The following is a 14,425-nucleotide window of genomic DNA, read 5'->3' as shown; positions in this document are numbered from 1 at the left end:
CCTCTAGGCTTTCAGATGATGGGAGCCCGGCTTTGGCTCGATGATCTTGAACGGACGGGTTTCCTCGGTTCCATATTGAATAACTTCCGCTCGCTCCATGGTGATAAGCCCACTCGACATCATGCCGTCAAGCACCGGGAGGAAAGCGTCGATCTTTTCCTGCGAGTCGACGATCTCGACCACGACCGGCAGATCCTGCGAGAGGCGCAAAATCTTGCTGCTATGAATGCGGCTCGAATGGCCGAATCCGATGTGGCCGCGCAACACGGTTGCACCGCCGAGGTGCATCTCCCGCGCCTTCAGCACAATCGCCTCATGAAGAGGAAGACGATGAAACTTGTCGTTCTCCCCGAAAAAAATACGAAGCAACACGGCTTCCCGCGGAATTTGCATGTCCTCCCCCATTTTTTTAAGGCACGGCGTTTTGCCGGTTAAATCCAGCCCATCCGCGACCTCGCGAACGCGCCCTCTCTTCGCTATTTTACAACCAGAACAGGGCAGGAAGCCAACTGAATGACCCCGCTCATGCGGCTTCTCGATCCGGTGCCGGCACCTCTCGTTTCGGCAACAGATGACGTGGCAGGTAAAAGGCATTGGCAATCACCGTCGGGATCACCGCACTTGCAATCACCGTGGCGACCAGCGCCGAATATTGCGCCTGGCTGATGATCCCGTGCGAAAGTCCGAACAGCGCCGAGATCGTCCCGAAGGTGAGACCGGTCGACATCAAGAGCGTTGTGTACATCGCCTCCTTGTTGGGCGAACCGAATAATGTGGTGACGGGGTATACGCCGGCGATCTTGGTCCCGACCTTGACCAGGAGAAAGAGGACGAATGCGATCGGCGCGGCGATGAGATCCGGTATCGAGACATAGGAGCCGGCGCGAATAAAATAAAACGGCGTCAGCAGCCCGAATGTCAGCGTGCGCAACCGCCGGATCAATGCGTGATCCTTGCCGACCGTGCCGGCAAGCACCATTCCGATCAGGTAGGCCGGAAGCACCGCCTCGCTGTCGGCCCAGCTCGCCAGCGCCCCCATTCCCAGCAGGCAAAGCAGCAGGAATTTCGCTTCCAGCTCGGAAGGGCGATTTCCGTAGATGCGGAAAAACCGCGGGGTGACCCAGGGAAGCACAATGAAGACGACGACCCCGGTGCCAAGGAAAACCAGTGTCTTGATCGTAAACGGCGCGAAGATAAGTCCGAGCGCGACCACCGTCCCGAGATCGGTCACGAAACAGGCGGCCAGGATGGTCTTGCCGTACTCCGTGGTATTAAATCCGAACTCCAGCATCACGGCATAGACCACGGCAACCGACGTGGTGGACATCGCAACGCCCGCAAGCCAGCTCGGCATCGGCTCCCAGCCAAGCAGGTAGTAGGCGGCGGCCGCGCACCCCAGAAAGGGAAACAGGAAGCTCACGAGCCCGACCGACGCGGCCTCCTTCCATTTGAGCCTGAACACCTGCGGATCAAGTTCCGCTCCCGCCAGAAAAGTCAGTACGATCGCGCCAAGGCCGGATAGAAACTTCACCCAGGATTCATCGGTGCCCAGCACCGCCGAACCAATAGCGGCCCCGATGATCAATTGCGCGATCGTTCCAACCACGATTTCCGACAGCGCGGTCGAGATGCGAAACCAGATCGAGAGCAAACTCGCGATGAGCGCGAGGCCAAGCCACAGCGCAGCCAGTCCCCATACACCTGTCATGATGCGCGCCCCCGCGTCGGTATGGGGGCTCGGTTCGGTCCGCGCCGAAACAGCGGCAACCACCGCGTGGTCGCGTCCCGCCGCGACCTTGGCGAACGGCAAAGTCGCCGAACCATAATATGGTCAGGAAGCTCGGATGAAACCGCCGGCTTTTGCAGATTCAAGACACACTCCTGCTCGCTGTGGCGCGGCAGGAGTCATCAGCCTTCTCGGCGGTTTTGGGGGACCCCATCCCCATTGTGGATGCGTCGATCTTAGCCGGGAAATCAACGAAGACAAGAACGAACTGGTTCCGATCAAAAGACGATCCGCGTATTTCCGCGACCTCGCGGCTAGAGCATGATTCAACCGGGTTGAATCATGCTCGTCGTCCATCTTATTGTTTGAGCATGATCTTTTCGGAAAACCGGTTTCCACTTTTCCGGATCATGCTCTAGACGTCGGTGGCCTTGTCATTGCCGTACTGCAGCACCTGGAGCTTCTCCAGCGTGACGAGGCCGCTATCCATCATGCCGTCAAGCACGGGCAGAAACGCATTGATCTTCTCTTCAGAATCCACGATTTCAATGATCAGGGGCAGATCCATTGAAAGTCGCAGAATCTTGTCGGTGTGGACAAGGCTCGATTTGCCGAAGCCCATCGGGCCGCGCAACACGGTAGCGCCGGCGAGCTGCATTTCGCGGGCCTTCAAGACGATGGCCTCGTAAAGCGGACGACCTTCGAATTTATCATTTTCACCAGTGAAAATCCGCAGCAGCAGTGCTTGTTTCGGTAGTTGCATTTTCGAATCCCTTACAAACGATTGAGGCGTGCCGCCAGCGCATGACCGAGCCATACGCTGGCGATCCAGGTGACGGCCGAGACCAACAAATAGACCAATGCGGTATGCGCGTTGCCCGACTGCACAAACCGCAGCGTTTCGAGACTGAATGCGGAAAACGTCGTATAGCCTCCACAGATGCCGACCATGACGAACAGTCTCTGCCGCACACTCACGAACAACCTGCCGTCGGGGCCGGTCAGCGCGGCATAAAACCCGATCACGAATGAGCCGGTCACGTTGACGAACAAGGTGGCCCAGGGAAAACCGTCGCCAAATTGTTGCACGAACAGAACGGACACCAGAAAACGCGCCACGGCGCCGACGATGCTGCCGAGCGCGACGGAAATATAGGAACCGGTCTCCTCCCAGATCGCTTCCCACCAGGCGGGGCGCCGTGGGTGCGGTTGCTTCCCGGTCTGGTCGCTTGCCGGCAATCCCGATGAAATCTTGTCCTGCATCGCCGAAGGCCTCTTACCCGAAACCGTAGAGGCCGGCCGCAAAGCCGCCGGCGACGGCCAAGAGGCAAAGAGCAAGCGAGATCACCATATTCCCCGCGGCGCGCATCATTTCGCCGTCGCGGGCGAGCGCCAGGGTTTGAAGGCTAAAGGACGATACGGTGGTGTAGGTTCCAAGGATACCGATCGCCGCGAATTGCCACGGTTTCACGCCCGCGAAAATCCCACCGGTGGCAGCCGATGCGGCGAGAATGCCGAGCAGAAAGGCGCCGCTCACATTGACGACGATCGTTCCCCACGGAAACGTCTCGCCGACGCGTCGCGCCACAAAGCCGGACAGCCAGAATCTCGCTGTCCCGCCGAGCACGCTGCCAAGCGCAACCCACATGGCTCCGTTGATAGTATCCACCGCATGCCTCGACTGGCTACAATTTCCTCACGGCTCAAACCTTAAGCCGGAACGCTTTCCATCGTTGTTTTCCGGCGCCTGGATTGGACGCGCCTTGCTCGCATTGCCGCCCGCATTTTCGTCGTCAGCATTCGCTCCGCCAAGATTTGCATTCGCCCCGCCAATTGTCCTCAACAACAACAAACAAACCTGGCCGGCAGCGCGCACCATCCATGGTTTGCGCACGCCGCAGCTACCTATACCTGACTTCGCGTTGAGATGGGGAAGGAGGCCTGAGCGGCACATCGCCATGGCTTAACCCCCGCATTCTCGACGCGGCAGGAGTCATCAGCCCTTGTCAGGCGGTTTTGGGGAACCCCTTCCCCTTGGACAAGAAAATACTAGACGATGTCTGGCCAGGGATCAATATCCACCCACACACCGGCCTGCCAGCTGACGGGGAATGCGCGAGTTCTGCCGAATGACCATCCTTCTATTGGTTCGCCACGGTCATGTGGACGGCATCAAACCGCCGCGCTTCAGGGGCCGCGCCGACCTCGCCTTGACGGAAACCGGACAGCGGCAAGCCGAGTTGCTGGCGCATCGGATCGCGTCGCAATGGACTCCGGGTTCGATCCACACTTCCCCGCTCCAGAGATGCATTGCAACGGGCGCGGCGGTCGCCAGGGTTTGCGGTGTTCCGTCCGAGCCATTGACCGGGCTCAACGATCTCGACTATGGCCGATGGCAGTCGCTGACATTTGACGATGCGCGCGCCGAAAATCCCGATTCATTCGCCGCCTGGCTTGCGACCCCCCATTTGGTCGAATTTCCTGGCGGAGAGTCGCTTCAGGATGTTGCGGCCCGCACCGCCAGCGTGCTTCGGTTCGTGCGCTCCCGGAACGCAGCGGACACGCTGGTTCTGGTGGGCCATGACAGCGTCAACAGGGTTATGCTGACCCAGATTCTGGACATGCCGCTGTCAGCCTATTGGCGGATCGTTCAAAGCCCATGCTGCCTGAATGAAATCGAAATCACCGGCAGTTCGTTTCAACTGCGCCGGATGAACGACACCGCGCATCTCGACAGCGGGATCGACTAGCCCGTCGGCGACCTAGTAGAACCGGTGAAAATGATGGACCGGCCCGTGGCCGTGGCCGACGCCGAGGCGATCGGCCGCCGCAATCGCGGCGCTGACCCAGGCCTTGGCATCGCGAATGGCGGTTTCCAGATCCTTGCCTTTGGCAAGGCCGGCGGCGATGGCGGACGACAATGAGCATCCGGTGCCATGGGTATTTTCGGTGGCGATGCGCGGCGCCGGCAGCGCGAGCATGCCGCTGGCGTGCACGAGATAGTCGATGCTTTCGCTGCCCTGCGCGTGGCCGCCCTTGATCAACACCGCCGCACAGCCCAATTGCAGCAGCCGCCGGCCCTGGCTCACGATGGCGGCTTCATCCGATGCGACGCCCTCGCCGAGCAGCGCGGCGGCTTCCGGCAGATTCGGCGTGAGGAGTGACGCGCGCGGAATGAGGCCGGTGCGCAAGCGCTCGACGGCGTCGTCAGCCAGCAGCCGATCCCCTGACGTCGCCACCAGCACCGGATCGAGCACGACATGGTGCGGTGACCATCGCATCAGGCCGGCGGCGATGGCATCGATGGTCGCGCGCTGTGCCACCATCCCGATCTTGACGGCCTTGACGTCGATTCGGCAGGCACGGCATGAATGCCGCTCACGCCCGTGGTGTTCTGGGCGGTCAGGGCCGTGATGACGGAGGCGCCGTAGACCCCGAGCGCGGCAAACGTCTTGAGGTCGGCCTGGATGCCGGCGCCACCAGACGAATCCGAGCCGGCAATGGTGAGCGCGATGGGGATCGTCACCGCATCGCCCGCAACAAGTTCAGCGGTCGCGTGAAGGTCATGTCTTTATCCCTAGCGCGGCGCGTTATTGGCGGCAAGTTCGCCCGCCCGGGCGCCCGGTTCTGGCTCGCCTGATATAGGATGGGTTTTCTGCGCACGAACCGGTATTCACTTGGCCTGAAAACGCTATATTGATGCAGCGCGATGCCTTCCGGAGACAACAGCGATGGTTCCCTTCTTCATCCAGATCAAATGCAAGCTCGGCCAATCCTACGCCGTCGCCAACGCGCTCGCCGAGGCCGAGATTGCCTCGGAGATCTATTCGACCGCGGGCCACTACGATCTGCTGGTGAAGTTCTACGTCGATAACGGCACCGACATCGGCCACTTCGTCAACGAGAAGGTCCAGGTCATTCCCGGCATCCAGGACACCCACACCATCATCACCTTCAAGGCGTTCGGCCCCGGCTAGCTGTCCTTCGCCACTTTCTTCGGCCGTGGCGGGCCGTCCACCGGCGGCAGCGACTTGATGTAATCCGCGATCGCGTCGCGATCCCCAGGGCTTAGTTGCGAGGTGTTCCTGATCACGCGCACCATCGCGCCGCCGGCCGAGTCGCCATCGGGGGTTTGCCCGGTCTCGAGGAAATAGGCGATGTCCTTGACGCTCCATTCCTCCAATCCCTTTTGCGTGATGTTCGGCACCCATCCCTCGCCTTCCGGATTCGGTCCGCCGGCGAAGCGCTGCGCGGCGATGATGCCGCCCAGGAAGTTTCGCGGACTGTGACATTCGGCGCAATGGCCGAGGCTGTTGACCAGATACGCACCGCGATTCCACTGGGCGGAATGTGCCGCGTCCGCCATGAAAGGCTTGCCGTCCAGAAACAGCCATTTCCAGATCCCGACATTGCGCCGGATGTCGAACGGAAACGGCACGTCATGATCGCGCACCTTGCCGGACACCGGCGCCAGCGTCTTCAAATAGGCGAACAGGTCGCGAATGTCCTCAAGCTTGGCATGCTGATAGGATGGATAGGGAAACGCCGGAAAATAATGCGTGCCGGCGGGCGACGTGCCCTTCCGCACTGCGGTGAGGAAATCCGCCTCGGTCCAGCGCCCGATGCCGTCTGACATATCGGGCGAGATGTTGGGGACATAGAACGTCCCGAACGGCGACGGAACGGCGAGCCCGCCGCCCAGTTTAAGCCGGTCGGGCTGACCGGGCACCGCATGGCACGAGGAACATCCCCCGGCATTGAACGTTGTGAGACCGTTGGCGAGATCGGGCGTATAGGGCGGCAGCATAGTCGAGGAGACCACCGCCGGTATGGTGAGCCACCAGAACACGGCAAGGCCGATGGCCGCGGCAACAATCAATCCCAGGAAAGTCAGTTGGAAAACGTGTCGCAAATCTCGTTGGCAAATTGGTCGCAACATTCATCGATCCGTCATTATCCGCCGTACCTTACGGCCGGTATGGCCGCAGGGCGAGCCATCAATTGTTTGAATATTTCTCGCACCCAAGACATTCGGCGGGAATAAGATCGAAAACCCGCTGTTTTGAAATTGGCACCATCAACCAACGCACACAGGGAGAGAACCATGTCGAATACCAGGATCATGTTGGCTACGCTGGCGCTTGGGACCACCATCGCCTTCGCCGGACCCGCCTTCGCCGAGAAGTTGAAGGCCACCCTCGACGGCGCTTCCGAAGTGCCTGCCAATACCAGCGCCGGCAAGGGCACCGCCGACATCGACTACGATGCCGCCACCAAGAAACTCACCTGGAAGCTGACCTATTCGGGGCTTTCCGGCCCGGCCACCGCGGCGCATTTCCATGGGCCCGCTGAAGCCGGCAAGAATGGCGGTGTCGCGGTTGCGATCCCCGGCGCCACCTCAAGCCCCGCCGAAGGCAGCGCCACGCTGACCGACGCCCAGGCGGCCGACCTCTTGGCCGGCAAGTACTATGTCAACGTCCACACCGCGGCCAATCCGGGCGGCGAAATCCGCGGACAGGTGACGAAGTAGCTCTCGCTGTAACGACAGAGGGGCGAGCGCTGCGGGCGCCCGCCCCTTTTTCTTTGCTTTATTCTTAGCTCGGACCGGCCTGAAATCAGCCCTTCTTGACGCGGTAGGTTTCGTGACAACCACCGCATTGCTTGCCGATGACCGGCAAGGTTGCCTTCAGCGTGTCCAGATCCGTGATCTTGCCCTTGGCGTCCGCGACGACCTTGCCGAAGCTTGCGATGTGCTCGCTGAAACCAGCCTTGTCTTCCCATATCTTCGAAGAGGTGTTGTAATCGCCCTCCAACGTGAGCCCCTTGATGCTCTCGGGAAACAGCGTCGGCAGATTCTTGATGGTGTCCTCGAACTGGGCGAACGCGGTATCGACCGTAGCCTGGTCGTATGGCTTTTCGCCCTTGACCATCGCCGCCAGCGCGCCGGCGTTCTTTCCGTTGCCCTTCATGTAGGTCTGCGCATTCTTGAGCGCATCCTGTTGCGCCATGACAGCGCCGACACCGAGCAACAACGTTGCAACAACCACGACAATTCGCTTCATCAGTTTGACCCCTCTGATTTTTTCCAGACGCACAGTGAACGCGTTACCCATTTAGCTTAACCCGTCGCCAAACAGAAGCGGCTATCGTTCCAACCCCGTGCATGGGGCTTCATTCCGTACCGGCATCGCGAGCTCTGCGCCGAACCCGGCCAAACAGACCGCACGCAGAGCGTGCATTTTGTCGCTTTATCCTGTATTGTGAGAGTATAAGAGGTTACAGTAACTGGCGGTAATCGGGTCAGTGACATGCGCTCTTTGTGGTCGTTCCTTGCGAAATCGGAAAACCAGAAAACCCTTTCATGGCTCGGCGGTGGCCTGGTCGTTGCCGCCGGAGGCATCTGGGCCGTATTGACCTATATCTGGCCGGCCCATGACCCCTCGCAAGCTGCCGCAAAGATCGTATGCGCCCAGCAGGGCAGCGTAGCGGCGGGGCGCGACGCCTCGGGCAACACTGTCAATTACAACGGAAGTGCACCACCTGGATCCGGGCCGGGGAGCCAATCAGTGTCATGCGCGGATACAACAAAACCGCAATAGCCCTCGCGGGTGCTGCGCTGCTCATTTCGGTCTCGTCGACAGGCCAGGCTTTCGCGGCTGATAACCCCGTCAGCGCCGGCGCGTGCAGCGTCGCCGGTGGGCGCGACGCCAGCAACAATAACCTGACCTGCAATTTCTTCGGGCTGACGCCGGAACAGTTCAAGGAGGCGATCGAGGCCGCGGCAAAGGGCGGGGCAGCGGGCGCGACCGGACCACTGCTCGACCGTATCGTCGACATCAGCAAGACACTCGGCGTGACCGCAGGGGCCACCAAAACATTGCTCAGGATCGTCGGGGAAGACGCCAACATTCCCGATGAAAAGCTCGCCGAAACGCTGACCAGGGTCGCCAACGACTACAAGAAGCTGCAGGCGGTGGCAGCCGCGCTGAATCCGGCAAATTCAACCGCGATGAATCTGGTCAAACAGGCAAGACCCGAGATTGAAAACGGGCATTTTGAACTTGCGCACGAGCTGTTGCGTCAGGCGACCCAGACGCAGATCGCTGCCGCCGAGGAGGCGCGCCGGCTGCGCGACCAGGCGCAAACCGCTGAAGACGCGGAGATGCTCGGGGCGGCGGATTCAACGGCCGCCGAAGCGGAGGTCGCACTGACCGAGCGGCATTATTCGCAAGCCGCCTCGTTGTTCAGACAGGCGGTCGAATATGTTCCGCCCGGACACGAAGCCGTGCATGCAGACTATATGGAGCGCCAGGCCAACGCCCTGAATGCGCAAGGTGACGAGCGAGGTGACAACGCAGCGCTACGTGACGCGATTGAGATTTACCGGCAGAGACTCGTGACTTATCCACGCGAGCGGGAGCCGCTCAGCTGGGCGAGAGTGCAGAACAATCTTGGCATCACGCTTGAAATACTAGGGGAGCGCGAGAGTGGGACCGCGCGGCTGGAAGAAGCGGTCGTGGCCTATCGCTCAGCGCTGCAAGAATTTACACGCGAGCGGGTGCCGCTCGAGTGGGCGAGAACGCAGACCAATCTAGGCGTCACGCTGCAAAGACTAGGGGAGCGGGACAGCGGGACAGCACGGCTTGAGGAAGCGGTCACGGCCTATCGCACTGCCCTGCTGGAAAGGACGCGCGAACGGGTGCCGATCGACTGGGCTTTGACACAGAACAATCTTGGCAACGCACTGCTGAAGCTCGGAGAGCGGGACAGCGGGACAGCGCGGCTCGAGCAAGCAGTCGCGGCCTATCGCGCGGCCCTGCAAGAAAGTCCGCGTGAGCAGGTGCCGCTCGACTGGGCGAGAATACAGAACAATCTTGGCATCGCCCTGAAGGCGCTCGGAGAGCGAGAGCGCGGGACAGCACGGCTCGAGCAAGCAGTCGCGGCCTATCGCGCGGCGTTGGAGGAGAGTACGCGCCAACGGGTGCCGATCGAGTGGGCTACGGCACAGAACAATCTTGGCAACGCACTGAAGGCGCTTGGGGAGCGGGACAGCGGGACAGCGCGGCTCGAGCAAGCGGTCACGGCCTATCGCGCGGCGTTGGAGGAGAGTACGCGCGAGCGCGTGCCCTTTAACTGGGCAATCATACAGAACAATCTCGGCGAAGCGCTGCGGATGCTTGGCGAGCAGGAAAGTGGGACAGCGCGACTGGAGGAAGCGGTTGCGGTCGACAGCGCCGCCCTGGAGGAGAGGACACGCGAACGGATGCCGTTTAAATGGGCCGAGACAGAGAACAACCTCGGCAGAGCGCTGCAGGCGCTCGGAGAGCGGGAGCGCGGGACAGCGCGGCTCGAGCAGGCGGTTGCAGTTCTTCGCACGGCGTTGGAGGAAAGGAAGCGCGAACAGGTACCGCTCGATTGGGCCACGACACAGAACGATCTCGGCAACGCGCTGCAAAAACTGGGGGGGCTGGAGAGTGGAACCGCGCGGCTCGAGCAGGCGGTCGCAGCCCTTCACGCGGCACTGGAGGAGAGGACGCGCGAGCGGGTACCGCTCGACTGGGCCGAGACACAGAACAATCTCGGCCACGCGCTGCGCAAACTGGGCGAGCGAGAGAACGGCACCGCGCGGCTGAAAGAGGCCGTCAAGGCCTGGGATGCCTGCCTGACCGTTACGTCGTCGGCATGGCCCGCCAATAAGGTTGAGGCTATCGGTGCTGCCGAGCGCGATACGCAAGCCATGATTGCACGACGGTCAGGCAAGTAGTCCGCCGCGCATCGACATCACAGACTATGCCGGCGCTGATGCTCGCGGATCGCGATCCAGACCCGCTCCGGGGTTGCGGGCATATCGATATGATCGATCTTGTATTCGCGCCACAGCCCGTCGATGATCGCGTTGACGACCGCCGGACAGGATCCGATCGCGCCGGCCTCGCCGGCCCCCTTGACCCCGAGCGGATTGGTCTTGCACGGGATGTTGTGGGTCTCGAACACAAACGACGGACCGTCGGCGGCGCGCGGCAGCGCATAGTCCATGAACGTTCCCGTGACGAGCTGGCCATCCCCGGGATTGTAGACCGCCTGCTCCATCAAGGCCTGGCCGATGCCCTGCATCGCGCCGCCATGCACCTGGCCGGCGAGCAGTAACGGGTTCAGCGTCACCCCGAAATCGTCGACGATGACATAATTGACGATCTTGATAATGCCGGTGGCGGGATCGATTTCGACCTCGGCCAGATGGGTCCCGTTGGGAAATGTGCCGTCGGCGCTGGTAAAGGCGGCGCTCGCGTTCAGCTTGGCCGGATCGACGCCCGGGTGCCGGGCCAGATCGGCAAAGCTGACCGAGCGATCGGTACCGGCGATCCGGACCGTGCCGTCGCTGATTTCGAGATCGCCGGCGCTGGTCTCCAGCGCTTCGGCGGCGATCTCGCGCAAATTCGCACCAAGCTTGCGGGTCGCACGCTCGACGCTGACGCCGCCGGTCGGGATCGACGCCGAGCCGCCGGTGCCAAGCCCGGTGGCGATCTGATCGGTATCTCCCTGGAAGATGTGAACCCGCTCGGGCGCCAGTCCGAACTGTTCGGCGACCAGTTGCGCGTAAGCGGTCTGGTGGCCCTGCCCGCTCGACTGGGTGCCGATCAGGATCGACACATCGCCAGTGGGATCGAGCCGCACCTCGGCAGTCTCCTCCCCCATCGTGCCGCACACCTCGACATAGCTGGCGAGCCCGATACCGCGCACCAGACCCGCTTTCTTCGCGGCCTTGGCGCGCTTTGGAAATTCCTTCCAGTCGGCGATGTCCATCGCCCGCTTCAGATGGGCGGCAAAGTCGCCGGAATCGTAGACCTTGCCGGTCGCGGTCTTGTAGGGCAACGCGCGCGGCGGGATGAAATTCTTGCGCCGGATCGCATCCGGGGTCATGCCCAGTTTACGCGCGGCCGCATCGACCAGCCGCTCGACCACATAGGCAGCCTCGGGGCGGCCGGCACCGCGGTAAGCATCGACCGGCACGGTGTTGGTGAAGACGGTGCGGACGCGACAATGAAACACCTGGATATCGTAGAGCCCGGGCAGCATGCCGGCGCCGCCATGCGGGATGTAAGGGCCGAAGGTCGATAGGTACGCGCCCATGTCGCCCATCAGATCGACGTCCATCGCCAGGAACTTGCCATCCTGCGCCAACGCCATCCGCGCCGTGGTGACGTTGTCGCGCCCTTGCGCGTCGCCCATGAAGTGATCGGCGCGGTCGGCTGTCCACTTCACGGTCTTGCGTAATTTGCGCGCGGCGAATGCGGCCAATGCATATTCGCGATAGGGAAACAGCTTGGTGCCGAATCCGCCGCCGACATCCGGACAGATCACCCGCACCTTTTCCAGCGGCAGCTTCAGCACCATGCCGCCGATAATCTCGCGCAGGCGGTGGCTACCCTGGCTGCCGATCGTCAGCGTCAGATGATCGCGATTGGCATCGTATTCGCAAACCACCGCGCGGGTTTCCATGAAATTGGTGACGATGCGCGGATTGACGATCGAGATTTCAGCCACCGCCTGCGCGGTCGCGAACGCCGCCTCGGTCGCCTTCTTGTCGCCGAGCGAAACGTCGAACAGCACGTTGCCGGGATGCCCGGGCCAGACCTGCGGCGCGCCCTTCTTCACGGCGTTGGCGACACCGACCACAGCCGGTAACGTCGTCCAGTTGACTTCAATTGCCTCGAGCGCATCGCGGGCCTGATCGAGCGTTTCCGCGACCACGAACGCAACGGCATCGCCGACATGGCGCACCTCATCACGGGCCAGGATCGGATAGGGCGGGCCCGTGAACGGATCGACTTCCAGATTGAACAGGCACGGCAGGTCGCCGAGATCCCTGACATCCTCCGCCGTAAGGATCATCGCTATGCCCGGCAGGCCGCGGGCGCTGACAACATCGATGGTGAACCCGGCATGCGCATGCGGCGAACGCAGCACCAGCGCGTGCAGTGTCGGCGATGGCGTGTGGTCGTCGGTATAACGGCCCTTGCCGCGAATCAGCGCATCGTCCTCCTTGCGGAGCACGCTTTGACCGACGCCGAATTTGATGGGAGCCATCGTATCTCCAATTGCAACCAGATTGGCGCATATTGCAGCGGATCGCGCGGCGGCGCAAACGGCTTTAGCTGCGCACCAGCGACCTCAGCCAGCCCTTGCCGAACAGCAACAGGATCGAACTGGCATAGACCAGCGTACCGACCACGATCAGCCATAAAAACGCAACCTCGTCGGGCCATCGGCTCAGCGTGGCAAGGTGCGAACCCGCGAATCGTGCCGCCAGCCACAATGCTGCGCCCAGCACCGCACCGGACACAATAAACTTCGCCAGCGAGCGTATCAGCGCGCGATCGAGATCGAGAAAGCCTCTTCGCACCGCAAATCCGAGCACCAGCAACAGATTGATCCAGGCCCCCACCGCGGTCGCGAAGGCGAGACCGACCTGCGCCAGCGATCCGACCAGCGCGATTTTCAGCGCGACGTTGACGGCCACCCCCGACAGCGCCGCCTTCACCGGCGTCGCGGTATCCTTGCGGGCGTAAAAGGTCGCGACCGCGCTGCGGATCAGCACGAACGGAATCAGTCCGACCGCGTAGGCCGCGAGCGTGGCGCCGGCGGCGGCGGCATCGGCCTTCGAGAACGCGCCGCGCGCGAACATCGCCCGCATGATCACGTCAGGCACGGTCAGGAACGCGACCACGAACGGCACCGAAAACAGCAGCGTGAAATCGAACGCGCGCCGCTGCGACGCCATCGCACCGGCATGATCCTCCGATGTCAGCCGCCGCGACATTTCCGGCAGCAACACCGTGCCGATCGCGATCCCGATCACGCCGATCGGCAACTGGTTGAGCCGGTCGGCATAATACAGCGCCGACAGCGCGCCGGCCGGAAGGAAGGTCGCGATGATGGTGTCGGCGAACAACGCGACCTGCGTGCCCATCGAGCCGATGGTCGCCGGCCCGAGCGCGCGGAAGAAGGCGCGGACATCCTCGTCTAACTTCAGCGGCGCAAACCGGGGCAAGCCGCCATGGGTGGCGAGATCGCCGGCGAGCAGGAAATATTGCAGGAAGCCCGAAATCAAGACGCCCCACGCCGCGGCGTGGCCGGGCGTCGGAAAGAACACCGCCAGCGCCAGCGTCGCCATCATCGAGATGTTGAGAAAGATCGACGCGGCCGCGGCACTGGCGAAGCGGTGCATCACGTTGAGCATGCCGCCATAGAGCGTCACCAGCGTAATCAACAGCAGATAGGGAAAGGTGATCCGCGTCAGTTCGATCGCGAGCCGCCGCTGCTCGGCGTCGTCGGTGAAGCCGGGCGCGAGGACGCTCATGGCCTGGGGCATGAACAGCCAGGCCACCACCAGCAGCACCAGTTGCGAAACAAATAGCAGCGTGAAGATGCGGCCGGCGAACAGTTTCGCCGAGGTTTCACCGCGCTCGCCGTTGACATGGGCATAGGCCGGGACGAACGCCGCATTGAAGGCGCCTTCGGCGAAGATCGCGCGGAAATGATTGGGCAGCCGCAGCGCCACGAAAAACGCGTCGGCCACCGGCCCAGCCCCGAGGATCGCCGCCAGCATGATATCGCGTGCAAAGCCGGTCAGCCGCGAAAGGAGCGTATAGCCGCCAACGGTGAAAATACGACCGAGCATGCGCCGCTTCTAGCGCA

The 14,425-nt window shown here is 62.1% G+C and carries 14 protein-coding genes, 1 pseudogene and 2 riboswitches; of the genes and pseudogenes, 4 read left to right on the top strand and 11 right to left on the bottom strand.

Going from position 1 to position 14,425, the window contains the following annotated elements; genetic code table 11:
• Positions 1–3 precede the first annotated feature (3 nt).
• The 6 genes from ABR948_RS16130 to ABR948_RS16105 all read right to left on the bottom strand — a co-directional run bounded on the left by ABR948_RS16130 (position 4) and on the right by ABR948_RS16105 (position 3,605).
• The gene (locus tag ABR948_RS16130) at positions 4–393 is read right to left on the bottom strand and encodes a DUF190 domain-containing protein (RefSeq protein ID WP_428119605.1); all 390 of its coding nucleotides are present in this window, start codon (positions 391–393) and stop codon (positions 4–6) included.
• Positions 394–523: 130 nt separating this feature from the next.
• Positions 524–1,708: a cation:proton antiporter gene (locus ABR948_RS16125; protein ID WP_428119582.1), complete on the bottom strand. Its 1,185-nt coding sequence runs from the start codon at positions 1,706–1,708 to the stop codon at positions 524–526.
• Positions 1,709–1,892: 184 nt separating this feature from the next.
• A riboswitch (Fluoride riboswitch) is annotated at positions 1,893–1,953 on the bottom strand.
• 188 nt (positions 1,954–2,141) lie between these two features.
• Entirely contained in the window at positions 2,142–2,489 is a 348-nt protein-coding gene (locus ABR948_RS16120; RefSeq protein WP_428119580.1) for a DUF190 domain-containing protein, read from the bottom strand.
• Positions 2,490–2,500: 11 nt separating this feature from the next.
• Complete coding sequence (gene crcB, locus ABR948_RS16115) at positions 2,501–2,989, bottom strand: fluoride efflux transporter CrcB (RefSeq protein WP_428119578.1); 489 nt, start codon at positions 2,987–2,989, stop codon at positions 2,501–2,503.
• A gap of 13 nt (positions 2,990–3,002) precedes the next feature.
• Complete coding sequence (gene crcB / locus ABR948_RS16110; protein ID WP_428119576.1) at positions 3,003–3,395, bottom strand: fluoride efflux transporter CrcB; 393 nt, start codon at positions 3,393–3,395, stop codon at positions 3,003–3,005.
• 27 nt (positions 3,396–3,422) lie between these two features.
• Positions 3,423–3,605, bottom strand: a complete 183-nt coding sequence (locus ABR948_RS16105; protein WP_428119574.1) for a hypothetical protein — start codon at positions 3,603–3,605, stop codon at positions 3,423–3,425.
• Positions 3,606–3,706: 101 nt separating this feature from the next.
• Positions 3,707–3,769: riboswitch (Fluoride riboswitch) on the bottom strand.
• Positions 3,770–3,855: 86 nt separating this feature from the next.
• Between ABR948_RS16105 and ABR948_RS16100 the strand changes: the two genes are divergently transcribed.
• Positions 3,856–4,476, top strand: a complete 621-nt coding sequence (locus ABR948_RS16100; RefSeq protein ID WP_428119572.1) for a histidine phosphatase family protein — start codon at positions 3,856–3,858, stop codon at positions 4,474–4,476.
• Positions 4,477–4,488: 12 nt separating this feature from the next.
• On the opposite strand, the pseudogene thiD reads toward ABR948_RS16100, so the two are convergent.
• Positions 4,489–5,252: pseudogene (gene thiD, locus ABR948_RS16095) on the bottom strand (bifunctional hydroxymethylpyrimidine kinase/phosphomethylpyrimidine kinase).
• 205 nt (positions 5,253–5,457) lie between these two features.
• Between thiD and ABR948_RS16090 the strand changes: the two are divergent.
• Positions 5,458–5,703, top strand: a complete 246-nt coding sequence (locus tag ABR948_RS16090; RefSeq protein WP_428119570.1) for an Lrp/AsnC ligand binding domain-containing protein — start codon at positions 5,458–5,460, stop codon at positions 5,701–5,703.
• On the opposite strand, the gene ABR948_RS16085 is transcribed toward ABR948_RS16090, so the two are convergent.
• Positions 5,700–6,620 (bottom strand): c-type cytochrome, encoded by a 921-nt coding sequence (locus ABR948_RS16085; protein ID WP_428119604.1) that lies wholly within the window; start codon positions 6,618–6,620, stop codon positions 5,700–5,702. The genes ABR948_RS16090 and ABR948_RS16085 overlap by 4 nt on opposite strands.
• A 210-nt stretch (positions 6,621–6,830) precedes the next feature.
• Here ABR948_RS16085 and ABR948_RS16080 point away from each other — a divergent pair, with 210 nt between their 5' ends.
• Positions 6,831–7,256, top strand: coding sequence for a CHRD domain-containing protein (locus tag ABR948_RS16080; protein ID WP_428119568.1), 426 nt, complete (start codon positions 6,831–6,833; stop codon positions 7,254–7,256).
• Between the two features lie 85 nt (positions 7,257–7,341).
• On the opposite strand, the gene ABR948_RS16075 is transcribed toward ABR948_RS16080, so the two are convergent.
• Positions 7,342–7,788 carry a c-type cytochrome gene (locus ABR948_RS16075; RefSeq protein ID WP_428119566.1) on the bottom strand — a complete coding sequence of 149 codons (447 nt, stop codon included), beginning with the start codon at positions 7,786–7,788 and terminating at the stop codon, positions 7,342–7,344.
• Between the two features lie 509 nt (positions 7,789–8,297).
• On the opposite strand from ABR948_RS16075, the gene ABR948_RS16070 reads away from it, so the two are divergent.
• The gene (locus ABR948_RS16070) at positions 8,298–10,490 is read left to right on the top strand and encodes a tetratricopeptide repeat protein (RefSeq protein ID WP_428119564.1); all 2,193 of its coding nucleotides are present in this window, start codon (positions 8,298–8,300) and stop codon (positions 10,488–10,490) included.
• Positions 10,491–10,507: 17 nt separating this feature from the next.
• Here the strand turns inward: ABR948_RS16070 and ABR948_RS16065 are convergent, their stop codons facing one another.
• Complete coding sequence (locus tag ABR948_RS16065; RefSeq protein WP_428119562.1) at positions 10,508–12,814, bottom strand: xanthine dehydrogenase family protein molybdopterin-binding subunit; 2,307 nt, start codon at positions 12,812–12,814, stop codon at positions 10,508–10,510.
• A 64-nt stretch (positions 12,815–12,878) separates the two neighbouring features.
• Positions 12,879–14,408, bottom strand: a complete 1,530-nt coding sequence (murJ, locus tag ABR948_RS16060) for a murein biosynthesis integral membrane protein MurJ (protein ID WP_428119560.1) — start codon at positions 14,406–14,408, stop codon at positions 12,879–12,881.
• Positions 14,409–14,425: the final 17 nt, after the last annotated feature.

It is taken from the genome of Bradyrhizobium sp. (assembly GCF_050014615.1).
Taxonomy (GTDB): domain Bacteria; phylum Pseudomonadota; class Alphaproteobacteria; order Rhizobiales; family Xanthobacteraceae; genus Bradyrhizobium.
The sequence above is the reverse complement of the archived record's forward strand: the minus strand, read 5'-3'. Positions and strand labels throughout refer to the sequence as shown.